Here is a 23,860-nt window from a genome sequence, read left to right as displayed (position 1 = left end):
CGCGCTGTGCCGGCCTGGGGCGGCGGCATCAGCGGGCGTCCTTTCATTGGGAGAGCAGTTCCGCGACGACCTCGGGTGGACGGTGACCCCAGCTGTGCAGGCGGTCCAGCGTCCTGACCTGCCAGGTGTCGTCGTCCACGAGCAGGCCGCCCCAGCCGTACTCGACGCTGAAGCCCGCCGGCGTCCGGACGTAGAAGCTGAACATGTGGTCGTTGGGGTGCATGCCCAGCGTCATCTCGAACGGCTGCCCGGCGTCCATGCAGCGGTCGTAGGCCGTGCCGACGTCGCGGACGTCGGTGACCTCGACCATGAAGTGGTGGGTCCGCTTCGGGTGCGGCGGTCACCAGGATGCGGTCGACCTTGCGGGACGCGGCGAGCGCGGCGTCGCCCTCGGTGACCTCGACGCCCGCGGACGCGAGCCGCCCGGCGATCTCGTCCAGGACGGCGCCGCTCTCCACCTCGTAGCCGCTGGCCGCCAGGTCGTCGGCGGGCCCCTGCCGGACGAGCCAGCGGTACGCCTTCTCGTCGGTGCGGAGAGCGAGGGTGTCGGCGGTCTTCTCCGCGAGCTGCATGCCCAGCAGGTCGACGGCGAAGTGCTCCCAGTCGCTGAGGCTGCTCGCCTCGTACACGACGTACGCCAGTTCCTTCACTCCGGTCATCGGGCACTCCTCTCATCGGTTAGGGCTACGGCGGGTAGGGCGGGGGCGGCCAGGCCGGAGACGTCGGCGGCCGCGACGAACCGGTCAGGGCGCACCGCGATCGCGCGGACGCCGTACCGTGCCAGCCACGGCAGGAGGAGCTCGTCGAGGTCGACCAGCTCGTCCGGGCCCTGCGTGTAGGACGACTTCGGCCGGATCGCGATGTAGCGGGCGCCGAGCGCGTCCCATCCGGCCTTCTCGCCGGGCGAGAGCAGCGTGGCCGGGTCGGCGTCCGCGCCGAGCAGGACGAAACCGTCGCCGAGCAGGTCGTCGAGGCGGGCCATCCGGCCGGTCGTGTCGCCCGTGATGGGCTGCGGGACCATCCGTCCGACGATGCTCGCGTCCCCGACCGGGCCGCGGATCCAGCCCTCGTCGAGCACCGGCGGCGCGATCAGCGGCGGCTCGAACGGGGTGACGGTGTTCTCCGGGACCCGGTTCATCTCCTCGATCTCCGCCGGGGTCGCCTCCTGCTTGATGACCCGCCCGAGCTGGACGGCCAGCCCGGTGTAGAACGCGGCGTTCGGGCGCCGTTCGGTCTCGTAGGTGTCCAGCCAGCTCTCGTCCAGTTCGCCCTTGAGGACGCGGGCCAGCTTCCAGCCCAGGTTGTGGACGTCCCGCATCCCGGTCTGCATCCCGGCCCCGGCCCATGGCGGCATGAGGTGGGCGGCGTCTCCGGCGAGGAAGATCCGGCCGGCGCGCCAGGTGTCGGCCATCCGGGCGTGGTGGCGGTAGAAGGCCCACTGGTGGATCGAGACGTCCTCGGTGGTGACGCCCATCGCCTTGAGCAGCGGCCAGACCTCGTCCTCCGTCGCGAAGTCGGCCTCGGTCTCGTGCGGTTTGAGCGGGATCTCCCAGCGGTGGTTCCCGGCGGAGAGCGCGATGTCGACGACCGGGCGCTGCCGGTCGGACCAGAACGTGAGGAGATCGCGGTCGGGCCACCAGCGCGCGCCGTCCGCGTCTCGCCGGTCGCGGCGTCCGCCGTCGTCACCGTGACTCCGGCGGCGTCCTGGTCCAGCCCGGTCACCTCGACGCCGTAGCGGACGTCGATCAGCTCGCCGCGGTCCTCGGCGCAGGCGCGGAGCTCGGCCTCCATGACCGGTTGGTAGATGTTGTAGAAGCGGGGCCCGGCGCCCAGCGCGGACGGCGGGTGCTCGACCCGCATGATCTCGGTGCCGTCGTAGGTCACCCAGCGCAGCGCGCGCTGCGGCTCGATCACCTTGGTGATCCGCTCGTCGACGCCGAGGCTCTGGAAGATCCGCATCGTCCAGTCGTTGACGGTGACCGCGCGGGCGCGGGGGTAGATGTCCGCGTCCCGCTCGAACACGACGGCCGAGACGCCGTGCCCGGCGAGGGTGAGCGCGGCGGTCACGCCGGTGGGTCCGTAGCCGACGATCGCGACGTCGGCGTCGAAATGCTGGGTCATGCGGGCTCCGGAAGACGATCCGATCTCCAGTATTGTACCGATCGGTCGGTACAATCGTGGCCACCCTCACATGGCCGTCCAGCCGGGGTCCATGAAATTCCACCCTGCAGAACCGCAGGTGGCAGGCGTGAAGGCGAGGAAATCGATGCTTCGACCCGAGGGCGAGAAGGGCGGCAACCGCCGTGGCCACCGGTCCCGGGAGGAGATCCTGGACGCCGCCTCCCGGATCATGGCGGAGCGCGGCTACGCGGCCACCTCGCTGTCGGTGCTGAGCCGGGAGAGCGGCCTCCCCAAGAGCGCGGTCTACCACCACTTCCACTCGAAGGCCGGGCTGCTCACGGCGGTCATGGCGCGCGGCGCCTACGAGTTCTTCGCCGCGATGCGGGCCGCGCAGGCGGACGGGCCGGACGGCGGCACGCCCCGCGAGCGGCTCACCTGGTACCTCCAGCGCACCGGCGAGGTCTTCATGGCGCGTCCGGACTTCCTGCGCCTGCACCTGCTCCTGGTCATGAGCGCCGAGGCCGCCGAAGCCGAGGTGGACGCCATGATCGAGCAGGTGCGCCGGGACGGCCGCGCGCACATGAACACGATGATCGCGGCGTCGTTCGCGCCGGAGGGCGAGGAGATCGCCCAGGCCGTCGCGGACGAGCTGGACTACTTCGGCATCGCCGGATTCGACGGCGCCTTCGTCGCGCTGCAGGCCGAGCCCGAGCGCGGCCTCGCCGACCAGATGGCGCTGCTCGCCGAGGCCATGGTCGCCTTGGGAGAGGCACGGGCCGCCGAGCTCCGCGCGGACGGGGCACCGGGCCCAGCCGACAGCCCGGACAAGGTGTACGAAAAGTAAGCCTCTGGACACAGCGGAGCACCTACGATCTCCCACAGCCCCCGAAGCGTGCGCGAAGGCGCGCACCGCAAAGGAGACGTTTCCCTGTGAAGTTCAGCTACGCGATGCTCCCCGACTACCCCCTCTCGGAGTCGCTGGCCTCCATCAGGCTCGCCGACGAACTCGGCTTCCACGCCGTCTACGCGGCCGACGAGCCGTGGCACAAGGACCTGTGGCTGCTGTTCGCGGCGGCCGCGGCGGACACCTCGCAGATCCGGCTCGGCCCGTCGGTGTCGGCGGTGACGCTGCGCGAGCCGTCGCTGATCGCGCAGGCCGCCGCGACGCTGGACGAGCTGACCGGCGGCCGCGCCGAGGTCGTCCTCGGCAGCGGCAACTTCGGGGTGCTCGCCCAGTACAAGATCGACTGGACGACGACCAAGCCGCTCACCCGGGTGAAGGAGGCCGTCGGGGTCGTCCGGACCCTGCTGGACGAGGGCTCCATCACCCGCGACGGCGAGTTCTACTCCTACGACGGGCTGTTCACGTTCGCGCGTCCCGTCCAGGAGCACGTGCCGGTGAAGATCGGCGCGATGCGCGGGCCGAAGTCGTTCGAGGCGGCCGGTGAGCTGTCGGACGGCGTGCACCACGCGCTGAGCTACTCGCGCGGCGCGTACGAGTACGCGGTCGAGCACGTCAAGATCGGCGCCGAGCGCGCGGGCAAGGACTGGCGGACGCTCGACATCGGCGCCTGGGTCGTGTTCGCGGTCGGTCCCGACTCGGCCGCGGCGAAGGAGGCGGCGCGCAGCATGGTCGGGCTGTACGCGTCGGCGATGCCGGCCGAGCAGCTGGTGCGCAACGGCGTCGACCCGGCGGACATGGTCCCGATCATCGAGGCGATCGGCGCGGGCGACCTGGCCGGGGCCATCGAGAAGACCACCCCGGAGATCACCGAGCGGCTGTCCCTGGCGGGCACCCCGGACGAGGTCCGCGCCAAGATCGAGAGCGACATCGCCCCGACCGGCGTCAACCACATGATCTGCGCCATCACGGACCCGGCGCTGGTGAAGTCGTTCACCGGACGGGAGCTCACCGGCGTCCCGGACGTGGACGGCCAGCTCCGCCTGATCCACGAGCACCTGATGCCCGCGTTCAAGTGACGCGCGCCCGGCACCGCGGCGCCGGAGCCGCGGTGCCGGGGGCCGCGGTGCCGGGTTGATCCACAGCGGGATTGGGAATCAGGATGAACGTGCCCATAGCGCGGGATTTCTGGACGGTCCTCGAACCCCTTCACTCGGTGACGTACTTCTCGCCGGAGTGCATCGACGGGAACAAGGACGTCGGCCTCAGGGGATTCTGGATGGGCTACTTCGGCAGCCGGGGCGCTCCGCTCGGGCCCGTCCCCGCCGGTGTGATCGAGGCGTCCTTCTACGGTTTCCATCCGGCGCGGGTGCGGCGCGCGGTGCCCGACGCCTGGACGTTCGCCTCGCCCGAAAGCATCCTGCGAATGCGGGCCGCGGCCGCGGCGAAGGCGCTCCGGCGGGTGGCGCCGGAAATCGACGAGGTGGCGGCCGAGGCGGTGCCCAGGCTGCGCGCGGCCGTCGAGGCGGCGGACGCAGCCGGACGGGTCCTGTTCGCGGCCAACCGCGACCTGCCCCTCCCGGACGACCCCGTGGCGGCGCTCTGGCAACTGGCGACCACGCTGCGGGAGCACCGCGGCGACGGGCATGTCGCCGTCCTGACTGCGGAGGGCCTCAACGGGCTGGAGGCGAACGTACTCGCCTCGGCCACGGGCAACGTCCCCGCGGAGCTGGTGTTCCAGAGCCGCGGATGGTCGCAGGACGACTGGGACCGGGCGACCGCAGCCCTCGCCGCCCGCGGCCTCGTGATGAAGGACGGTAAAGGCGCGACCGGCACCGGCCACATCTTGAAAGCCGACATCGAGCGCCGGACGGACGCCTTGGCCACCCCGCCCTACCAGGCACTGGACGACCCCGAAAGCCTCTACCGGCTACTCGTCCCCCTTGCCCGTGCCGTCGCGGAGCATGGCGAAATGCCATTCCCCAACCCGATCGGCCTACCGCGTCCCACCTCTTAGAGAGGGCTAATAGCGGGCTTCGATCGGGTGGCGGTCTGTGGCCTGATCGCCGTCCACGAAGTACAGGGCACTCCACATGTTGGTCGTCCCGCAGGCGTGGTTGGGGATGATTCGGAGTAGGTCGCCCACGTGGAGGTCTGCGGTGCCGGGGCCGGTCAGGTAGCCGTGTTCTTCGTTGGCGTTGGTGAACTCCAGTCCGGGGAGGGGAGTTCCTGACGCGTCGCACACGATGCCCAGGATTCCGGCGGTTGCGATGGAGTCGGAGCTCATCGCCTTGATGCCCGCGTCGACGATGGCGGTTCCCGGACGCTGCGTGCTGGTGACGCGGGCCAGGACTGTTTGCGCGCATTGGCCGGTCTGCGCGCTGCCCAGGCCGACCTGGTTGGCGTCGAAGTAGACGTAGGTGCCGGGGCGGGCCTCGGTGACCCCTTCGGCGAACGGCGCGGACGTGGCGCCGGGCGTCGAGCCGACCGAGACCAGCGGGCACGCGTGGCCCTCGGCGCGGAGCGCTTCGGCGACCTGCACGAGCGTGCGTCCGGCCAGGTCGCCTGCGGCCTCCAGTCCGGCGCGGTCGGTGCCGTGCGCGGCGAGGTGGCCCTCGTGGGTGAGGACGCCCCGCAGCTCCAGCGCGGGCAGCGCGGTGAGTTCGGCGGCGGTCTTGACCGCCCGGTCTGGGTCTACGCCCGCCCGGTGCAGGCCGGTGTCGACCTCCAGGACGAACGGGACGCTGACCCCGGCGGCCGTTGCCGCGGCGGAGAGCGGTTCCGCGACTTCCAGGGAGTCGAGCGCGATGGTCAGGCCGCCTCGGGCCAGGGCCTGCACGGCGAAGGCGACCTTGGCGGGGCCGACCGGCTGGTGCGCCCACAGGACGTCTTCGACTGCCGCGTCCTGGAGTAGTGCGACCTCGGCCGGGGTCGCGCAGGTGAAGCCGATCGCGCCGTGGGCGAGCTGGCGGCGCGCGACCGCGAGGCATTTCGACGTCTTGAAATGCGGGCGCAGCGCGACCCCGGCGGTGCCGATCGACGCGGCCATCGCGGTCAGGTTCGCCTCCATCCGGGGGCGGTCGATCAGCAGCGCGGGCGTCGGCAGCTCGTCCAGCCCGGCGGGGAGGGCGGCCAGCCCGGCGGGGAGGGCGGCGGTCATGCGAGGCCCATCGACGGGCGCGGGTCGCCGTCCAGCAGCCACTCCACGGTCTCCTTCTTGATCTCGGGGAAGCCGGACGGGCGCTGCCCGGCCATCTCGCGGATCCCGGCGACGGCCTCGGCGGGCGTCCAGAGCGGGAAGTCGGAGCCGAACACGAGCCGGTCGACCACGTCCCACTCCTGGGCGCGGGCGAGCGCCAGGTAGCCGTCCATCGGACGGGCCCAGCACGCCGACACGTCCGAGTACACGCGGCGGTTCTTGCGCAGCGTCACGATCGTCTCGCGCTGCCACGGGTGCCCGAGGTGCGCGATGATCTGGACGAGGCCGGGGTGGCGGCGGGCGACGTCGTCCACGACCAGCGGGTTGCTGACCGACAGGTCGCCGGCGGGGCTCGGCGTCGCGCCCATGTGCCACAGGACGACGAGGCCCGCGTCGGCGGCGGCGCGGTAGAAGGGGTCGTAGGCGGTGTCGCGCGGGTCGAACAGCGCGAGCACCGGGTACAGCTTGATGCCGCGCAGGCCGCGGGCGACGCCGTCGGCGAGCTGGTCGAGGACGTCGGGGTCGGTCGGGTCGAGCGCCATGAAGCCGATCGTGTCGGTGGCGGTCTCCGCGCAGAACTTCTCGGTGTACTCGTTCGGGGTCAGGACCCCGGCGGCGGTGGCGCGGATGCCGAACACGCAGGCCGCGGTCACGTCCGTCATGGCCTCGTCGTAGTCGGCGGGGGTGAACTCGTGCGCGCCCCGCCCGTAGACGGGCTTCCAGTGGTCGTCCCACTCGTGGCCCCAGTGGTCGGGCCGCTGGCAGTGGGTGTGAAAGTCGATCAACCGTCCTCCCGGGTGCGTGGCGCGCCGGAGCGCAGGGACGAATGCAGGTACTCCAGGGCCGCGACGACGTCGGCGTCGGCCGCGAGGCCCGCCGCGGCGGCGCGCAGGCCGTCCAGGTAGCGGGCGCGGCGCTCGTCGTCGAACTCGGCGGACGGCCCGGACACGCTCACGGCCGCGACGCAGGACCCGTCCACCTCGACCGGCGCGGCGACGCAGCGGAGGCCGACGCTGCCCTCGTTGTCGTCCAGGGCGTGGCCGCGCTCGGCGGTGATCTTCAGCTCCGCGGCGAGGACGGGGGCCGTCGTGAGGGTGTGCTCGGTGCGGGCCGGGAACGGCTCGGGCGGCAGGTGCGCGCCGAGGTCGGACGGGTCGAGCCGGGCGAGCAGCATCTTGCCGAGCCCGGTGCAGTACGCGGCGTCGCGGGTGCCGGGCGTGGTGTGGAAGCGGATCGGCCGGTCGGGTTCGCGGACGCAGACGTGCAGGACCTCGCGTCCGTCCAGCACGCCGAGGTTGGCGGTCTGGCCGGTGGCGTCGGCGACCCGCGCGAGGTGCTCGCCCGCCACCTGCGACAGGTCGAGACCGGTCAGGTACGCGGCGGACAGCGTCAGCGTCTTGTGCCCGAGCCGGTACGCGGGACGCTCGTCCGCGCGGACGACGTAGCCCATCTCCTCCAGCACCCCGAGGAGCCGGACGAGCGTGCTCTTCGGCAGGCCGGTCCCGGTCGAGAAGTCGTTCAGGGTGAGCGTGCCGCCCTCGGCGGCGAGGCGTTCCAGCAGCGCCAGGCCGCGGGCCAGCGCGTTGGCGTGGTAGTTCGCCGCCGCCGGGCGGTCGTCGTCCACGTTCGTCCCTCTGGCTCTCTGCATGGGTGCCTCGTCTCTGTTCAGGAGCGCGGTTCAGGGGGTGCGCAGGATCTCGCCCGGCCGGGACCCGGTGTGCGCGCCGTCCTCGATCACGGGGCGTCCGTTGACGACGACCGCGCGGATCCCGTCCGGGTAGTGGTGGGCTGCTGCGAACGTAGCCCGATCGGCGATGCGCGCGGGGTCGAAGACCACGATGTCCGCGGCCGTCCCGGCGCGGAGCACGCCGCGTCCCGCGAGCCCGGCCCGTTCGGCGGCGGCCGACGTGCAGGCGCGGACGGCGGCGGCGAGCCCGAGCCGCCCCGGCCGGACGTACTCGGCGAACAGGCGCGGGTAGCAGCCGTAGGAGCGGGGGTGCGGGGTGCCGTGTCCGGTGGGGCCGGCGGGGTCGAGGGCCTGGCCGTCCGAGCCGATCACGGCGGCGGGGTGGGTGAGGGCGTCGAGGAGGTCGCGTTCGCTGCGCCCGTACGCCACCATCTGGACGCCGTTGCCGTGCTCGGCGAGGAGGTCGAGCGCGACGTCCTGCGGGTCGGCTCCGGTGTCGGCGGCCAGGGCCGTCATGGTCTGGCCGTTGACGGTGATGTCGTCCCACGAGTTCGGGAGGTCGCGCCATTCGTCCCGGACGCGGGCGCGGACGGCGGGCTCGGTGAGCCGGGCCCGCATCGGGCCCTCGCCGCCGTCCTGCGCCCACGCGGGCAGGAGCTGCGAGAGCGGCGCGTTCCCGGCCAGGTACGGGTAGACGTCGAAGGCGACGTCCAGCCCGGCGGCGCGGGCGGCGTCGATCAGCTCCAGCGCCCGCGCGACCGAGCCGTGGTTGCGCCGCCCGACCGCGACCAGGTGCGAGATCTGGGTGCGGCAGCCGGTCGCCGCCGCGACGCGCAGCGCCTGCCGGACGGAGTCGAGCAGCCCGTCGGCGTAGTCGCGGACGTGCCAGGCGAACAGCCGTCCGTACGCGGCGGCGGTGCGGCCGAGCGCCTCCAGCTCGTCCTCGCGGGCGTAGCAGACCGGCGCGTAGACCATGCCCGTCGACACTCCGGCGGCGCCCGCCGCGAGGGCGTCGCCGAGAAGGCCGCGCATCCGGTCGAGCGCGGCGGCGTCGGCCGGACGGTCGCCGAACCCGACCGCCGCGGCGCGCAGCGGCGTGTGCGCGACGAGCGCGGCCACGTTCACGGCGGGCCGTGCGGTGTCGAGTGCGGCGAAGTAGCCGTGGAGGTCGGTCCAGTTCCAGGGGACGGACGGGTCCAGGTCGAGATACGCGGCGGCGGAGCGGAGGGCGTCCGGATCGGCCGCGACCGGGGTCACGCCAAGGCCGCAGTTGCCGACGACGACGGTCGTGATCCCCTGCCGGACGGCGCTGTGCGCGTCGGGGTTCGACAGGAGCGTCAGGTCGGAGTGGGTGTGGACGTCCACGAACCCCGGCGCGACGACGTGGCCGGACGCGTCGACCGTTCGCGCGGCGGGACGTCCGGCCAGGTCGCCGACCGCTTCGACGCGCCCGTCCTGGACGGCGACGTCCGCGCGGCGCGGGGCCGTGCCGGTGCCGTCGACGAGCGTGCCGCCGGTGATGAGCAGGTCGGTCACGGGGCCTCCGGGCGCAGCCTGAACGTCGCCTGCACCTCGACGGGACTGCCGGTGGGGAGGGCGGCGACGCCCAGCGCGACCCGCGCGTGCCGTCCGGCGTCGTCGCCGAACACCTCGGTGAACAGGTCCGTCGCGGCGTCGGCGACCAGGTGCTGATCGATGAACCCGGGCGCGGACGCGACCCACACCGACACCGTCTCCACCTGCTCGATCGCGCCGAGCCCGCCCAGCTCGTCCTGGACGGCGGCGATGACGTTCCGGGCGCACTGCCGCGCGCACGAGCGGGCCGTGTCGAGCGAGACGTCGTCCCCGACGCGGCCCTCGGCGAGGAGCTTCCCGTCGCGGGCGGCGACCTGGCCGGACGCGATCAGCACGGCGCCGGAGCGGCGCGCCGCGGCGACGGACGGGCGCTCCCCCGCCGCTCCGGGGTCGAGGGCGGCGGCGGCGAGTCGCTGGTCTGCGTCGTTCAAGGTCTCTCCTCAGAGGTCAGGCGGTGGCGAGCACGTCGGCGGGCGCGGCGAAATGGCAGGCGGCCGGGTGGCCGACGCCGTCGCGCTCGACGAGCGGCGGCGTCTCGGTCGCGCAGATGTCCTGCGCCTTCCAGCAGCGGGTGCGGAAGCGGCAGCCGGACGGCGGGTCGATGGGGCTCGGCACGTCCCCGGTGAGCATGATCCGCTCCCGCCCGGCGGCGCGGCCGCGCGTGCGCGGGACGGCCGACAGCAGCGCCTGCGTGTACGGGTGCGCCGGGCTGCGGAAGATCTCGTCCCGGGTGCCCTGCTCCACGATCGTGCCGAGGTACATCACGGCGATCTCGTGCGAGACGTGCCGCACCACCGACAGGTCGTGCGAGATGAACAGGTACGCCACGCCCAGCTCGCGCTGGAGTTCCCGCAGCGTGTTGACGACCTGCGCCTGGATCGACACGTCCAGGGCGCTGACGGGCTCGTCCAGCACGAGGACCTTCGGGCCGAGGGCGAGCGCGCGGGCGATCCCGATGCGCTGTCGCTGCCCGCCGGAGAACTCGTGCGCGTAGCGGCGAGCGTGCGCGGGCGCGAGCCGCACCATGTCGAGCAGTTCGGCGACCCGCTCAGGGCCGCCGTCGTCGTAGCGGCCCTGGACGCGCAGCGGCTCGGCGATGATGTCGTGGACGGTCATCCGCGGCGACAGCGACGCGTACGGGTCCTGGAACACCAGTTGCAGGTCGCGGCGCAGGGCGCGGAGTTCGGCGCCGCGCGCCTGCGTGACGTCCTTTCCGGCGACGGCGATCTGCCCGGCGGTGGGCTGCAGCAGCCGGACGACCATCCGTCCGGTGGTCGTCTTGCCGCAGCCCGATTCGCCGACCAGGCCGAGCGTCCGTCCGGCGCGCAGGGAGAAGTCGACGCCGTCGACCGCGTGGACGCTGCCGGTCCGCAGGCGCAGCGGCCCCGACCGCACCGGGAAGTGCTTGGCCAGCCCGGTGACGCTGAGGACCTCGTCAGGCTCGGACATCGATCTCCCCCTCCTCGGCCATCTCGTCGTGGAAATGGCAGGCGCTCGCCCGTCCCGGCCCGGACTGGGTCAGCTCGGGACGCTCCACCCGGCACCGATCCCGCGCCATCGGGCAGCGCGGCGCGAACGCGCAGCCCTCCTCGATCTCGCCCGGCACCGGCGGGGAGCCGGGGATCGGGGTCAGCTCGCCGGCCTCGCCGTCCAGCGCGGGCAGGCTGTCCAGCAGGCCGCGCGTGTACGGGTGCCGGGGCGAGTCGAAGAGCGCGTCGACGGTGCCGTGCTCGACGACCCGTCCCGCGTACATCACCACGACCCGGTCGGCCAGCTCCGCGATCACGCCGAGATCGTGGGTGATCAGCACGGTGGCGGCGCCGGTCTCCCGCCGGGTCAGCCGGAGCAGGTCCAGCACCTGGGCCTGGACGGTCACGTCCAGCGCGGTCGTCGGCTCGTCCGCGATCAGCAGGTCGGGGTCGTTGGCGATGGCCATTGCGATCATCGCGCGCTGCCGCATCCCGCCGGAGAACTCGTGCGGGTACTGCTTCAGCCGCCGCTCCGCGCCCGGCACCCCGACGAGCGTCAGCAGCTCGGCGGCCCGCGCCCGCGCCTTCGCCCGCGACATGCCGGCCGAGTGCAGCCGCAGCGCCTCGCCGATCTGCGCGCCGACCGTCATGACCGGGTTCAGCGCGGTCATCGGGTCCTGGAAGATCATCGCGATCCGGCCGCCGCGCAGCCTGCGCAGCTCGCGCGGGGGCATCGCGCGCAGGTCGGCGCCGTCGAACACGACGCGTCCCGAGACGACCCGGCCGGGCGGCTTGATCAGCCCGAGCGCGGACATCGCGGTGACGCTCTTCCCCGACCCCGACTCGCCGACGACACCCAGCGTCTCGCCCGGCGCGACCGTGTAGCCCGCGCCGTCCACGGCCCGGACGGTCTCCTCGTCGCCCGCGAACTCGACGACCAGATCCTCGATCTCCAAAAGCGGCCGGGTCATGTGCGTCCTCCCGGGGTGACGGCGTCGCGGAGGCCGTCGCCGACGAAGTTGACGGCGAGGACCGTCACCGCGATCGCGATGCCCGGCGGCAGCCACAGCCACGGCATCGTCTGGATCAGCGTCAGGTTCTGCGCGTCGTTCAGCATGTTCCCCCAGCTCGCCTGCGGCGGCCGGACGCCCAGCCCGAGGAACGACGCGGTGGTCTCCAGCATGATCGCCTGCGCGACGGCGAGGGTGCCGGTCACCGTGACCGGCGCCAGCGCCGCGGGGACGATGTGCTTGCGGATCAGCCACCACGCGTTCGCCCCGGACGCCTCCGCGGCCTGGATGTACTCGCGGTCGCGCAGCGACAGCGTCACGCCGCGCACCACCCGTCCCGCGACCGGCCACTGCGTGAGCCCGATCGCGACGATCAGCACGGTCACGCTCGGCCCGACGATCCCGGCGAGCACCAGGATCACCACGACGGTCGGGAACGACATCACGATGTCGGCGATCCGCATGATCACGTTGTCGACGACGCCGCCGAACAGCCCGGCCACCGCGCCGAACAGCGTCCCGACGATCACGGCGCCGAGCGCGGCGGTGAGCCCGACCAGCAGCGACACCCGGCCGGCGTGGAGGGTGCGGGCGAACACGTCGCGTCCGGACGGGTCGGTCCCGAACCAGTGCGCGCCGGACGGGCCCTGCCGGACGGCGTCCAGGTCCACGGCGTTCGGCTGCCCGGCGATCAGCGGCGCCAGCAGCGACACCAGCACCACCGCCGCGAGCACGGCGGCCCCGGCGACGGCGAGCCGGTTCCGCCGGAACCGCCGGACCGCCCGCGCCCGCGGCGACGCCGACGCGCCGGGTCCCTTCACCATGGTCGTCGCGGTCATCGCAGGCTCACTCTCGGGTCGACGACGGCGTACAGGACGTCCGCGATCAGGTTGCAGAGCAGCACCAGGATCGCCACGTACAGCGCGAACCCGACGATGACCGGGTAGTCGTGCTGGCCGATCGAGCTGACCGCGAGCTGCCCCATGCCGGGCCAGGCGAAGACCTGCTCGATCACTACCGCGCCCGCCAGCATCTGCGGGATCTGGTACATCACCACCGTGATCAGCGGGATCAGCGAGTTGCGCAGCGCGTGCCGCAGGACGACGCGGGACCGGGACGCGCCCTTCGCCTCCGCCGTCCGGACGTAGTCGGCGCCGAGCTCGTCCACGAGGCCGCCGCGCACGTAGCGGGTGAAAGGACCGGCGGTCACGAACGCCAGGATCAGCCCCGGCAGGATCAGGTGCCTGAGCTGGTCGGCGGGCCCGCCGCCGCCCGGCGTCGTCATCCCGGCGGACGGCAGCACGCCCCACTTCAGCGAGAACAGGTAGATCCCGACGATGCCGAGGAAGAACGGCGGCACCGACACCGCGGCCAGGCCGAGGACGGTCGCGCCGTAGTCGACCGCGCTGTTGCGGCGCACCGCGGCGGCCACGCCGAGCGCGATCGACACGACCAGCGCGACGACCAGCGCGGCGCCCATGAGCTGCAGCGTCGGCCCGACCCGCTCGCCGAGCACCGCCGACACGGGACGGTGCCCGACGTAGGAGTAGCCGAAGTCGCCGTGCAGCGCGCCCGCCAGCCAGTTCCAGTACTGGACGACGATCGACCGGTCGAGCCCCAGCTCATGCCGCTTGGCCTCGATGAACGCGGCGCCGCCGCCGCGCATCTGCTCGGGGTCGACCATCATGCGGACGGGGTCGCCGGGCGCGACCCGCACCAGCACGAAGATCCCAACGCTGATCAGCAGGAACACGAGGGCGTTCACCAGCAGCCGCCGGATGACGTAGGCCGCCACGCCTCACCTCCTCTCGTCGTCGCGACGGACCGGGCCGCGCCGGGCCGGGGCAGCGGTCCCCGGTCCGGCGCGGCCGGTCAGCTCAGCTTCCACTTGGCGAAGTCCCAGGTCCCGACCTCGTTCGTCGGGAGGCCCGACGGCTCGAAGCCGGACAGGCCCGTCCGGTGCGCCCAGACGGCGTCCGGGTTGTAGAGCCACAGGTACGGGACCTGCGCGTTCTCGATCTTCGCGGCCTGCTGGAACAGGCTCTTGCGCTGCGCCGGGTCGGCGATCGCGTCGGCCTTGGAGAGCAGCTCGTCCAGCTTCGGGTCGCAGAACCGGCTGATGTTGCCGCCCGCCGGATACGCCTGGTCGCAGGCGTCGATGGTCGCGACGGTCGACGGCTCGGTGGCGTAGTTGCCGCCGCCGAACAGCGCCAGGTCGTACGACTTGTCCTCGTAGGACGACAGCAGCTCGTCCGCCTGGACCTGCTTCAGCTTCACCTCCACGCCGACCGCCTTGAGCTGGCTCTGGATCACGGTCACGGCGGTGTCGCGGTCGCGCTGCCCGGGGATCCACGACAGCGTGACGGGCTTGGACGCGTCCCAGCCCGCCGCCGCGAGCAGGCTCTTCGCCTTGGCCGGGTCGTAGGCGTAGGGGTTGGCGGCGGACGTGGCGGCGTCGCCGTGGAAGCTGGTGTTCACGACCTTCCCGGCGCCGCCGAGCACCTTGTCGACCAGGCCCTTCCGGTCGATGGCGGTGAGCAGCGCCTGCCGGACCCGCGCGTCCTTGAACCGGCCCTGCGACTGGTTGACGGCGATCCGCGTGTAGCCGGGGCTCTCCGCGGACACGACCTTGACGCCGTCCATCCCCTTCACGGTCGGCAGGTCGGTCGGCGAGACCTGGGTGAGGTCCATCTCGCCGGTGCGGAGCTGCGCGGTCGCGACGTCGGAGGTGACCGGCTTCAGGTACACCTTCTTGATCGACACGGGCTCCCGGAAGTGCGGGTTGGCCTTCAGCTCCACGTACTGGTCGGTCTTGTAGTCGACGAACGCGAACGCGCCGGAGCCGACGGTCGGCTTGGTGAAGAAGCCGTTGTCGCCGAGCCCCTTCGCCGGGACCTTGCCGAGGACGTGCTCGGGCAGGATCGGGGTGTTGCCGATCAGCCCCGGCAGCCCCGCCGCCGGACGCGACGTCGTGATCTTCACGGTGTTCGGGTCGGGCGCGGTCAGGCCCGCGAGCGAGTCGGCCTTGCCGTCCGCGAGGGCCTTCGCGCCGGTCACCGCCGCGAACTTGCCCGCCTGCGCGCTGCCCGTCGCCGGGTCGGCGAGCGCGGTGTAGGTGTAGACGACGTCCTTGGAGGTGAGCGGCTGCCCGTCGCTCCACTTCAGGCCCGGCTTCAGCTTGAGCGTGATGGTCTTGGCGTCGTCCGACACCTCGGGCGCGGCGGCGGCCAGGTGCGGCTTCAGCGCGTAGGACGCGTCCGACCCGTACAGCGAGTCGAAGACGAACGACATGACGAGCTGGTCGGGGCCGTTGTTCGGCGCGAGCGGGCTGAACGTCTTCGGCTTCTGGTAGAGGTACATGTTCAGGACGCCCGCGTCCCCGCCGGAGTCCTTCTGCGTCGGGTCGGAGCTGCACGCGGCGAGCGCGCCGGCCGCGAGCACCCCGCCCAGCGCCACCGCGACGCCCCGTCTGCCGGTACGAATGGTCATTGACTTGCCCTCTTCTCGGCGGTGACCGGGCGCCGTCCGCCCGGCCACGTGTCCTTAGCGGACGCGGTTCACCAGGCTTCCGAGGCCGGTCACGCGGACCGTCATCTCGTCGCCTGCGGACAGGAACTCCCCCGATGCCACTCCCACCCCGGACGGCGTGCCCGTGTAGATCACGTCGCCCGGCTCCAGCGTCATCAGCCGGGACGCGAACGCCACCAGCTCCGCGACGTTGAAGATCATCTGACCGGTGTCGCCGCGCTGCCGGACCCGCCCGTTGACGTCGAGGACCACGTCGAGCTTCTGCGGGTCGGGGACCTCGTCCGCGGTGACGAGGTACGGGCCGAGCGCGGCGAACCCGTCGAGCCATTTGCCGTTCAGCCAGTCGAAGAACGCGACCGCGGAGTCGGCGGTGTCGCGCTCGTGGCCGTAGTCCATCGTCCGGGCCGACACGTCGTTGCCGATCGTGTAGCCGCCGACGTGGTCCAGGGCGTCCTCGACCTGGATGTCCTTGCCGCCGCGCCCGATCACCGCGACCAGTTCCGCCTCCCAGTCGACGCTGGGGCTGACGGACGGCAGCGCGATCTCCTCGCCGGGCCCGCTGACGGACGTGGCGGGCTTGAGGAACAGCCGCGGCGAGATCCGCGACTTGTCGATCGGGTCCCCGCCCGTCTCGGTCACGTGCTCCTGGTAGTTCGCGGCGACCGCGAGGACCTTGCCCGGACGGAGCAGCGGCGCGAGCAGCGTCACGTCGTCGAGGTCGTGCGCCGGCTCGCCGGACGGCACCGCGCCGAGCGCGCCGATCACGGCCGAGAGGTCGCCGGGGCCGAGGTCGGTGACGCGGCCGCCGGCTCCGACGATCTCGCCGTGGCGGACCCGTCCGTCCGGCAGGCGGTACGTCGCGAGCTTCATGGATCAGACCTCCGGGGAGTCGATCGGCACGGGCGTGCCGAGGGCGAGGGAGCGGGCGGCGGCGTCGGTGACGCGCAGCGCGGCGAGGGCGTCGGCCGGGCCGGTCTCGGGCGGGCGTCCGGTGACGACGGCGGTGTGCAGGGCGGTCAGCATCCGCGCGACCGTGCCGGGCCCGTGCCAGGCGGTGCGGTCGCCCGTCACCGTCCGGACGGACGCGCCCGGCTTGGCGGCGTCGACGTCCATGACCCCGCTCGACCCGCTGATCCGGTAGCGGTGCAGCGCCATGCCGGGCGCGTCCGCGGTGCCGCGCAGCCGCCCGACGGTGATCGTGCTGGTCAGGCCGTGCTCGTGGTCGAGCAGCAGGACGGTCATCCGACCCTGCTCGCGCCCGGGGAGGGCGTGCACGCGGCGGACGGCCTGCCCGGTGAGGGCCCGGACGACGTCCACGGGGTAGAGGCCGAAGTTGACGAGTTCGCCGTCCGGGCACGGGTCGCCGCCGTCGACGAGGAAGTCGGCTTGAACGTTCCAGGGCAGGCCGATCCGTCCCGAGGCGAGCGCGCCCTTGGCGGCCTGGACGGCGGCGCCGAACCGGTGGTGGTGCGCGGGCATGCAGACGAGGCCCGTCACGGCCGCGACGCCCGCGATGGCCTCGACGTCCGCTGCGTCCAGCGCGAGGGGCTTGTCGGCGAGGACGTGGCATCCGGCGCGCAACGCCTCGACGACCGTGGCGCCGCGCTCGGCCGGCGGCGCGCACACGGACACGACCTCGGCGCCCGTCTCCCGCACGGCATCCGTGAGGCTGGGAAGCCCGCTCTCCACGACCGTGAAACCGGCGTGCTCCTGGAACGCGGGAACGTACATGTCGTGCTGGTGATCCTGGGTCCCGAACCCGCCCGTCCCCCAGGGCAGCACCTTCAGCGCGCGCATCAGGACGCCTCCTTCAGGACGTCGGCCACCCGGACGGGCTCGCCGGTCGCGATCGATCGTTCGGCGGCGACGCCCATCGCCACGGCGAGCAGCCCGTCCGCGCCCGTCACGGCGGGACGGCCCCCGCCGACGGCGTCGGCCCAGGCGGAGATCTGGGCGGCGAACCCGTCCGAGCCGCCGGGCGGGAGCAGCGCGGCGCCCGCCTCGTCGGTGACGGTCCCGGACTCGGCGTCCCAGGGGAGCGTGAGGATCCCGCCGGTGCCCGCGACCATCACGTCCCGGCGCGCGAACGACGCCGGACGGTGCCCGCGGCTCATCTCGCACACCGCGGTCGCGCCGCCCGCGAACCCGACCGTCATCTCCAGGTAGTCGTAGATGCCCAGCTCGGCGGCGGTCTGGCGGCGGCCGCGCGCGTAGACGGTCTCGGGGGTGTCGGCCGTCCACCAGGTGACGAGGTCGAGCAGGTGGACGCCGTTGTGCAGGGCGTGCCCGCCGGAGCGGGCGGGGTCGAGCATCCAGCCGCGCCAGTCCGGCCAGATCCAGCCGCCGAGGATGGACAGCCGGACGAGGTCGACGGTTCCCAGCTCGCCGGAGCGCAGGACGTCCTGGACCGTCCGCGCGTAGTCGTAGTAGCGGTGGCTGTGCGCGGGCATCAGCACCCGCCCGGCCGCCGCGAACGCCTCCACGGCCCGCCGCGCTCCGGCGACGTCGGTGGCGAGCGGCTTCTCGATCAGCAGATGGGCGCCCGCCTCGGCGATCTGGACGGCGATGCCCGCGTGCGTGTCGTTCGGCGTGCAGACGACGCAGCCCTCGGCGCCGGTCGCGGCGAGCGCCTCGGCGAGGTCGGTGAACGCGGGCACGCCGCCGTTGGCGCGGGACGCGGCGGCGGCCCGGCCGGGGTCGACGTCGACCACGCCGGCGAGCTCCAGCCGCGGCTCGGCATGGATCGCGGCGGCGTGCTGCGCGGCGATGAACCCGGTGCCGACGACAAGCACGGAATGGGATTCCATGTCGAGGGATCCTGATCCCCCGCCCAATCACGTGTCAAGTGGTTGCCACGCAAAATCTTGAGACTCCCCAGCTCAGTACGGGGATGTTCAAGGCGGGGTATTGACATGGAACGCCTTTCCATGAACTATTCCGCCCATCCGCAAGCAACCGTCAGAGCACTTGGGGGCTCCCAGAATGACCACCGCCGAGCCGGCCGGGCAGCGGTCCCGCGGCGGCGAGCTGCTCGCCGCCGCGCGGACCGTGATCCCCGGCGGCGTCAACTCCGCCACCCGCCTGGTCGGCGCGCCGCACGCGCTCACCGCCGCGTCCGGCGCGCACGTCACCGACGCGGACGGCCGCCGCTACCTCGACTACCACGCGGCGTTCGGCGCGATCCTGCTCGGCCACGCCGCGCCCGAGGTGGACGACGCCGTCCGCGCCGCCGTCGGCGGCGGCCTGGACCTGGTCGGCTGGGGGGTCACCGAGCCCGAGATCGAGCTGGCCCGGCTCGTCACCGAGACGATCCCGTCCGCCGAGCAGATGATCTCGGCGATGTCCGGCAGCGAGGCCACCGCGCAGGCGATCCGGCTGTCCCGGGCGGTCACCGGACGGCCGCTGATCGTCAAGTTCCAGGGCGGCTTCCACGGCTGGCACGACGCCGTCGCCCGCAACGTGATCTCCGCGCCGGACCGCGCCTACGGCGAGGACCCCCTCTCGCGCGGCATCCTGCCCGAGGCCCTCGGCTCGACGCTGATCGCCGAGTTCAACGACCTCGACTCCGTCCGCGCCCTGTACGAGGCGCACCCGGACCGGATCGCGGCCGTGATCATGGAGCCGATCCCGCACAACGTGGGCGCGCTCGTCCCGGCCCCGGAGTTCGTCACCGGGCTGCGCGACCTGACCGCCGAGCAGGGCTCGCTGCTGATCTTCGACGAGGTGATCACCGGGTTCCGGCACGCGCTCGGCGGCTACCAGCAGGTCTGCGGCGTCCTGCCCGACCTGACCACGTTCGGCAAGGCGATGGGCAACGGCTACCCGATCGCCGGCCTCGCCGGGCCGCGGCGCCTGATGGAGCACTTCAGCTCGGCGGGCGGGGACGTCCTGCTGGCCGGGACGTTCAACGGCAACCCGGTCTCGTCCGCCGCCGCCATCGCCACCATCACCTACCTGCGCGACCACCCGGACTTCTACGAGCGCACCCACGCCCTGGGCGACCGCATGCGCACGGGCCTCACCGAGATCTGCGACGAGCTCGGCATCGCGGCCACCGCCGCGGGATTCGGCGGGGTGTTCTCGCTGTACTTCGCCGAATCCCCGATAAGGGGGTACCGCGACCTCATGCGCAACAACGACGCCGCGTACGTGGCGTTCCACCGCCGCATGACCGACCGCGGCTTCCTGATGCTCCCGCTGACGCTCAAGCGCAACCACATCTCCGCCGCCCACACGGCGGAGGACGTCGACCGCACGCTGGAGGCGGCCCACGACGTCCTCCGCACGATCCGCAAGGACGGCCTGCTCGCCCGACCCGAGTAGCACTCACGGACGGCCGCGCCGATCACGTCCAGGCTCTGGCGTGATCGGCGCGGCATGGGCAGGGTCACAGGACGACGACCAGGCCGGCGGCGATGAGGACGTCCACCACGGCGCACCACTGGGCGTACGAGCGGAGCACGACCTTGTCGAGCTTGAGGTGGACGAGGTCCCAGATGCCGTGCGCGAACCAGCCGGCCGCGACGATGTAGCGTCCCGCGTCCGGGTCGACGATCAGGCCGGTCAGCGCCACCGCCCCGAACCCGATCATGCCCAGCGCCTGGGCCTGGAGCTCCTTCGAGCGGAACAGGCGCCCTCGGACGAAGCCCCACACCAGGGCGGCCAGGGCCACACCGGCCACGACCGCCGCCGGGTCGACCACGTCTACCGCCCGCAGGACGGTGAAAGACACCAGCAGGGCGGCGAGCACCGCCCACGTCCCCCGGCGCCAATGGAACGTCTCGACCAGCAGGTACAGCAGGGGCAGCAGCGCGAGCGCCTGGGCCAGGGAGGTGACCTGCTCCGGCCCTCCCCCGCCCATGGACGGGGCGGACATCGCGATCGCGAGGGCGGCGGGCCAGAAGCGCTTCGCGGCGAGCCGGAAACGCCGGGCGGCGGTGGCGGCGGCGCCGGACACGGTGTCAGACATGGGCGGCGCTCCCGTACTCGTCGCGGCGGCGGAGCATGAGCAGGAACATCGCCGGCAGCATCACGAGATGCTCCAGGAGCATCAGGGAGTCGCCCGAGACGGCGCCCAGCCACAGCAGCGGGAACAGGACGGCGAGCGGCGCGAACATCGCGCCCGTCATCTCCAGGGAGCTCGCCCAGCCGTGCCCCCGGAAGCGCATCCAGACGACCATCCCGGCCGACATCTCGGCGGCCATCTCCAGGGAGCCCCATTCCACGCCCCCGGGCGGCTCCAGCCCCGCGAGGGCGAGCAGGCCCTGGACGGCGATGCCGAAGACGGCCATCCCGACGAACATCGCCGCGACCATCTCCAGGTAGTGGCGCAGGAAATGCCGCCAGGCGATCGGGTGCGGGCGTTCGGTTCGTGTCGTCATGACGGTGTCCCTTCGGTACGGGGGTGGGGTATCTTCGCGTTCTACGGTGGTGGACGCCGGGAACGTCCGGCAGTGCCGGAACCGCACCGAAGAGCAGGGAGCCGTCATGGGATCCGATGACATCTGTCATGCGGGAGTCCGCCTTCCGCTCGAAGGCGCGGACGGCCGCGAGACGAACCTGGATCGCTTCCGCCGGCACACCAGGTGGACGCTGACCGGCATGTTCGTCCTCTTCATCGCCCTGTTCGCCAAGGACTGGATCGCGCTTCCCGAGCTGGCCGCCTGGGCCCGCGCCGTCGCCGCCGCCGCGCTGCTCGCCATGACGGCGTCGCTGGTGGTGCTGATCGGGCGGCGGCTGCCGTCCGCCGGCGCGGTCGCGGGCCGTCCGCCGGTGGCGTGGCTGGCGGCCGGAGGGGCGTCGGCGGCGGTGCTCGGGGTGATCCCGCTGACGCTGCCGGGCCAGCGGCTGTGGTCGCTCGCGCCCGCCGTGATGGTGTCGGTCACCGCGATGTTCCTGCCGCCGGAGCGGCGCCGGGTCCTGCTCGCCGCCGCGATCGTCGCCGCCGGGGTGATCGGCGGGACGGCGGGCACGGCCACCGGCGACGGATGGCGGCTCGCGACCGCGTTCCCCGCCGGGATGGTCGCCTTCACCGCGTGGACGATGCTCGGCATGCTGTGGGCCTGGGACGTCGCCGACCGGCTGAACCGGGCCCGCGGGATGGCGGCCGAGCTGGCGGTCAAGGACGAGCGGCTGCGCTTCGCCGCCGACCTGCACGACATCCAGGGCCACCACCTGCAGGTCATCGCGCTCAAGAGCGAGCTGGCCGCGCGGCTCGCCGACGCCGACCCGGCGCGGGCGGCGGCGCAGATGACGGAGGTGCAGCGGCTGGCGGTGGACGCGCTCCGCGACACCCGCGCGGTCGTCCAGGGCTACCGCCGGACGACGCTGGACGCGGAACTCGCCAACGCCGCCAAGGTGCTGTCCGCGGCCGGGATCGACGCCCGGGTCGAGCAGGAGGCGAGCCCGGACGTCCTGCCCGACGCCGTCCGTCACCTCCTCGGGCTGGTGACGCGCGAGGCGACCACCAACCTCCTGCGGCACAGCCGGGCACGGCACGCCACGATCGGCTACCGGGTGGCGGACGGCTCGGCCCACGTGCGCGTCCGCAACGACGGCGCGGCGGAACCATCCGGATCGGGCACCGGGCTGCGCGCCCTCGCGGACAGGCTGGAACAGGCGGGCGGCACGCTGACCTGGCGGCACGACGGCGAATGGTTCGAGCTGACCGGGTCGCTGCCGCTGCCCGCCGGAGCGGGCGCCCGATGATCCGGCTCCTGATCGCCGACGACGAGGACCTGCTCCGCGGCGCGCTGACCGCGCTGCTGGAGCTCGAAGCGGACCTGACCATCGTCGCCGAGGCCGCGACCAGCACCGACGCCGTCCGGCTGGCGCGCGAGCACCGTCCCGACATCGCGGTGCTCGACCTGGAGATGCCGCCCGCGGACGGGCTGCACGCCGCCGAGCAGATCCGCGCCGAGCTGCCCACCCAGATCATCCTGGTGACCCGGCATGCGCGTCCGGGCGTGCTGCGGCGGGCGCTGGCCGCCGGGGTGCGGGGGTTCGTGCCGAAGACGACGCCCGCGACCCGGCTGGCCGAGATCGTCCGGGACGTCGCGGCGGGCCGCCGCTACGTCGATCCCGACATCGCCGCGTCCGCGCTGACCGAGAACGACTGCCCGCTCACCGGCCGGGAGCTGGAGGTGCTGCGCGCGTCGCGGACGGGCGCGTCCGTCAACGAGATCGCCGCCGAGGTGCACCTCGCGCCCGGGACGGTCCGCAACTACCTGTCGGCCGCGATGGCGAAGCTGGGCGCGAGCTCCCGGCACGCCGCCGCGCACCGCGCCTGGGAGGAGGGCTGGATCTGACCCGGGCTCAGCTCCGGCCGGGCATGCGGCGGCGCAGCCACAGCGACACGTAGACCAGGCCGACCAGCACCGGCACCTCGATCAAAGGCCCGACCACGCCGGACAGCGCCTGGCCCGAGGTGACGCCGAAGGTGCCGATCGCGACCGCGATGGCCAGCTCGAAGTTGTTTCCGGCGGCGGTGAACGCCAGCGTCGCGGTGCGCGGATAGGGCAGGCGGACGGCGCGGCCGAGCGCGAACGCGCCGCCCCACATCAGCGCGAAGTACACCAGCAGCGGGACGGCGATGCGCGCCACGTCGGCGGGCCGTCCGGTGATCGTGTCGCCCTGGAGGGCGAACAGGATGACGATGGTGAACAGCAGCCCGTACAGGGCGACGGGGCCGATGCGGGGCAGGAACCGGGTCTCGTACCAGTCGCGTCCCTTGGCCTTCTCGCCGGTGCGGCGGGTGAGGTACCCGGCCAGCAGCGGGACGCCGAGGAACACCAGCACGTTCACCACGATCTCGCCCGTGGAGAAGTGCAGGTCGTCGGTGGCCAGGCCGAGCCAGCCGGGCAGGACCTTGAGGTAGAACCAGCCGAGCGCGCCGAACGCGACGACCTGGAAGACGGAGTTCAGCGCGACCAGGACGGCGGCGGCCTCGCGGTCGCCGCAGGCCAGGTCGTTCCAGATGATGACCATGGCGATGCAGCGGGCCAGCCCGACGATGATCAGGCCGGTGCGGTACTCGGGCAGGTCGGGCAGGAAGATCCAGGCCAGCGCGAACATCACCGCCGGGCCCGCCAGCCAGTTCAGCGCCAGCGAGGCGATCATGAGGCGGCGGTCGCCGGTGACGGTGTCGAGCCGGTCGTAGCGGACCTTGGCCAGCACCGGATACATCATGACCAGCAGGCCGAGCCCGATCGGCAGGGAGACGCCGCCGATCTCGACCTTGGCCAGGGCGTCGTCCAGTCCGGGCACCGCGCGGCCGAGCCCGAGACCGGCGGCCATCGCGGCGATGATCCACACGGGCAGGAACCGGTCCAGCGTGGACAGCTTGCCGACCAGGCCGGACGCGTCCGTCCC

General features: G+C 73.1%; 25 protein-coding genes and 2 pseudogenes. 7 read left to right on the top strand and 20 right to left on the bottom strand.

Annotation, left to right across the window (positions count from 1 at the left end; translation table 11 throughout):
• Positions 1–43 precede the first annotated feature (43 nt).
• The 3 genes and pseudogenes from ACH35V_RS03275 to ACH35V_RS03265 form a co-directional block, all read right to left on the bottom strand.
• On the bottom strand, positions 44–310 hold the full coding sequence (locus tag ACH35V_RS03275; RefSeq protein WP_395969998.1) for a VOC family protein: 267 nt from the start codon (positions 308–310) through the stop codon (positions 44–46).
• Between the two features lie 241 nt (positions 311–551).
• Positions 552–659, bottom strand: a pseudogene (locus tag ACH35V_RS03270) (biphenyl 2,3-dioxygenase); the annotation flags it as partial.
• On the bottom strand, positions 656–1,546 hold the full coding sequence (locus ACH35V_RS03265; protein ID WP_395971124.1) for an FAD-dependent monooxygenase: 891 nt from the start codon (positions 1,544–1,546) through the stop codon (positions 656–658). The gene ACH35V_RS03265 and the pseudogene ACH35V_RS03270, both read right to left, overlap by 4 nt.
• Positions 1,547–1,555: 9 nt before the next feature.
• Between ACH35V_RS03265 and ACH35V_RS03260 the strand changes: the two genes are divergently transcribed.
• Complete coding sequence (locus ACH35V_RS03260; RefSeq protein ID WP_395971152.1) at positions 1,556–1,735, top strand: hypothetical protein; 180 nt, start codon at positions 1,556–1,558, stop codon at positions 1,733–1,735.
• Here ACH35V_RS03260 and ACH35V_RS03255 read toward each other — a convergent pair.
• A pseudogene (locus tag ACH35V_RS03255) lies at positions 1,699–2,121 on the bottom strand (FAD-dependent monooxygenase); the annotation flags it as partial. The gene ACH35V_RS03260 and the pseudogene ACH35V_RS03255 overlap by 37 nt on opposite strands.
• A gap of 145 nt (positions 2,122–2,266) precedes the next feature.
• Here ACH35V_RS03255 and ACH35V_RS03250 point away from each other — a divergent pair.
• The 3 genes from ACH35V_RS03250 (at position 2,267) to ACH35V_RS03240 (ending at position 5,039) form a co-directional block, all read left to right on the top strand.
• Complete coding sequence (locus ACH35V_RS03250; protein ID WP_395969997.1) at positions 2,267–2,965, top strand: TetR/AcrR family transcriptional regulator; 699 nt, start codon at positions 2,267–2,269, stop codon at positions 2,963–2,965.
• Between the two features lie 86 nt (positions 2,966–3,051).
• Positions 3,052–4,101: an LLM class flavin-dependent oxidoreductase gene (locus tag ACH35V_RS03245; RefSeq protein WP_395969996.1), complete on the top strand. Its 1,050-nt coding sequence runs from the start codon at positions 3,052–3,054 to the stop codon at positions 4,099–4,101.
• Positions 4,102–4,184: 83 nt separating this feature from the next.
• Positions 4,185–5,039 (top strand): hypothetical protein, encoded by an 855-nt coding sequence (locus ACH35V_RS03240; RefSeq protein WP_395969995.1) that lies wholly within the window; start codon positions 4,185–4,187, stop codon positions 5,037–5,039.
• Positions 5,040–5,045: 6 nt separating this feature from the next.
• Here ACH35V_RS03240 and ACH35V_RS03235 read toward each other — a convergent pair whose 3' ends face one another.
• The 13 genes from ACH35V_RS03235 to ACH35V_RS03175 all read right to left on the bottom strand — a co-directional run bounded on the left by ACH35V_RS03235 (position 5,046) and on the right by ACH35V_RS03175 (position 18,297).
• Positions 5,046–6,182 (bottom strand): alanine racemase, encoded by a 1,137-nt coding sequence (locus tag ACH35V_RS03235; RefSeq protein ID WP_395969994.1) that lies wholly within the window; start codon positions 6,180–6,182, stop codon positions 5,046–5,048.
• The gene (locus tag ACH35V_RS03230; protein WP_395969993.1) at positions 6,179–7,006 is read right to left on the bottom strand and encodes an amidohydrolase family protein; all 828 of its coding nucleotides are present in this window, start codon (positions 7,004–7,006) and stop codon (positions 6,179–6,181) included. Before ACH35V_RS03230 ends, ACH35V_RS03235 begins: the two co-directional genes overlap by 4 nt.
• Positions 7,003–7,869: an IclR family transcriptional regulator gene (locus tag ACH35V_RS03225; protein WP_395969992.1), complete on the bottom strand. Its 867-nt coding sequence runs from the start codon at positions 7,867–7,869 to the stop codon at positions 7,003–7,005. The genes ACH35V_RS03230 and ACH35V_RS03225 overlap by 4 nt, the downstream gene beginning before the upstream one ends.
• Before the next feature lie 30 nt (positions 7,870–7,899).
• Positions 7,900–9,444, bottom strand: coding sequence for an amidohydrolase family protein (locus tag ACH35V_RS03220; protein ID WP_395969991.1), 1,545 nt, complete (start codon positions 9,442–9,444; stop codon positions 7,900–7,902).
• The gene (locus ACH35V_RS03215; RefSeq protein WP_395969990.1) at positions 9,441–9,914 is read right to left on the bottom strand and encodes a RidA family protein; all 474 of its coding nucleotides are present in this window, start codon (positions 9,912–9,914) and stop codon (positions 9,441–9,443) included. Before ACH35V_RS03215 ends, ACH35V_RS03220 begins: the two co-directional genes overlap by 4 nt.
• A 16-nt stretch (positions 9,915–9,930) precedes the next feature.
• Entirely contained in the window at positions 9,931–10,932 is a 1,002-nt protein-coding gene (locus tag ACH35V_RS03210) for an ABC transporter ATP-binding protein (protein ID WP_395969989.1), read from the bottom strand.
• Positions 10,919–11,923, bottom strand: coding sequence for an ABC transporter ATP-binding protein (locus tag ACH35V_RS03205; RefSeq protein WP_395969988.1), 1,005 nt, complete (start codon positions 11,921–11,923; stop codon positions 10,919–10,921). Before ACH35V_RS03205 ends, ACH35V_RS03210 begins: the two co-directional genes overlap by 14 nt.
• Positions 11,920–12,801, bottom strand: a complete 882-nt coding sequence (locus ACH35V_RS03200) for an ABC transporter permease (protein ID WP_395969987.1) — start codon at positions 12,799–12,801, stop codon at positions 11,920–11,922. Before ACH35V_RS03200 ends, ACH35V_RS03205 begins: the two co-directional genes overlap by 4 nt.
• Positions 12,798–13,757 (bottom strand): ABC transporter permease, encoded by a 960-nt coding sequence (locus tag ACH35V_RS03195; RefSeq protein ID WP_395969986.1) that lies wholly within the window; start codon positions 13,755–13,757, stop codon positions 12,798–12,800. Before ACH35V_RS03195 ends, ACH35V_RS03200 begins: the two co-directional genes overlap by 4 nt.
• A 77-nt stretch (positions 13,758–13,834) precedes the next feature.
• Entirely contained in the window at positions 13,835–15,451 is a 1,617-nt protein-coding gene (locus ACH35V_RS03190) for an ABC transporter substrate-binding protein (protein WP_395969985.1), read from the bottom strand.
• A 54-nt stretch (positions 15,452–15,505) separates the two neighbouring features.
• Entirely contained in the window at positions 15,506–16,360 is an 855-nt protein-coding gene (locus tag ACH35V_RS03185) for a fumarylacetoacetate hydrolase family protein (RefSeq protein ID WP_395969984.1), read from the bottom strand.
• Positions 16,361–16,363: 3 nt separating this feature from the next.
• Positions 16,364–17,287 (bottom strand): Gfo/Idh/MocA family protein, encoded by a 924-nt coding sequence (locus ACH35V_RS03180; RefSeq protein ID WP_395969983.1) that lies wholly within the window; start codon positions 17,285–17,287, stop codon positions 16,364–16,366.
• Entirely contained in the window at positions 17,287–18,297 is a 1,011-nt protein-coding gene (locus ACH35V_RS03175; RefSeq protein WP_395969982.1) for a Gfo/Idh/MocA family protein, read from the bottom strand. Before ACH35V_RS03175 ends, ACH35V_RS03180 begins: the two co-directional genes overlap by 1 nt.
• A 175-nt stretch (positions 18,298–18,472) precedes the next feature.
• Here ACH35V_RS03175 and ACH35V_RS03170 point away from each other — a divergent pair, with 175 nt between their 5' ends.
• Positions 18,473–19,813 carry an aspartate aminotransferase family protein gene (locus tag ACH35V_RS03170; RefSeq protein ID WP_395969981.1) on the top strand — a complete coding sequence of 447 codons (1,341 nt, stop codon included), beginning with the start codon at positions 18,473–18,475 and terminating at the stop codon, positions 19,811–19,813.
• A 64-nt stretch (positions 19,814–19,877) separates the two neighbouring features.
• Here ACH35V_RS03170 and ACH35V_RS03165 read toward each other — a convergent pair whose 3' ends face one another.
• Positions 19,878–20,459 (bottom strand): hypothetical protein, encoded by a 582-nt coding sequence (locus tag ACH35V_RS03165; protein ID WP_395969980.1) that lies wholly within the window; start codon positions 20,457–20,459, stop codon positions 19,878–19,880.
• Entirely contained in the window at positions 20,452–20,871 is a 420-nt protein-coding gene (locus ACH35V_RS03160; RefSeq protein ID WP_395969979.1) for a hypothetical protein, read from the bottom strand. The genes ACH35V_RS03165 and ACH35V_RS03160 overlap by 8 nt, the downstream gene beginning before the upstream one ends.
• 106 nt (positions 20,872–20,977) lie before the next feature.
• Here ACH35V_RS03160 and ACH35V_RS03155 point away from each other — a divergent pair, with 106 nt between their 5' ends.
• Both ACH35V_RS03155 and ACH35V_RS03150 read left to right on the top strand, forming a co-directional pair.
• On the top strand, positions 20,978–22,198 hold the full coding sequence (locus ACH35V_RS03155; RefSeq protein ID WP_395969978.1) for a sensor histidine kinase: 1,221 nt from the start codon (positions 20,978–20,980) through the stop codon (positions 22,196–22,198).
• Positions 22,195–22,797, top strand: a complete 603-nt coding sequence (locus ACH35V_RS03150; RefSeq protein WP_395969977.1) for a DNA-binding response regulator — start codon at positions 22,195–22,197, stop codon at positions 22,795–22,797. Before ACH35V_RS03155 ends, ACH35V_RS03150 begins: the two co-directional genes overlap by 4 nt.
• Before the next feature lie 7 nt (positions 22,798–22,804).
• Here ACH35V_RS03150 and arsB read toward each other — a convergent pair whose 3' ends face one another.
• Positions 22,805–23,842: an ACR3 family arsenite efflux transporter gene (gene arsB, locus ACH35V_RS03145; protein WP_395971123.1), complete on the bottom strand. Its 1,038-nt coding sequence runs from the start codon at positions 23,840–23,842 to the stop codon at positions 22,805–22,807.
• Positions 23,843–23,860: the final 18 nt, after the last annotated feature.

It is taken from the genome of Actinomadura sp. 1N219 (genome assembly GCF_044326405.1).
Taxonomy (GTDB): domain Bacteria; phylum Actinomycetota; class Actinomycetes; order Streptosporangiales; family Streptosporangiaceae; genus Spirillospora.
The sequence above is the reverse complement of the archived record's forward strand: the minus strand, read 5'-3'. Positions and strand labels throughout refer to the sequence as shown.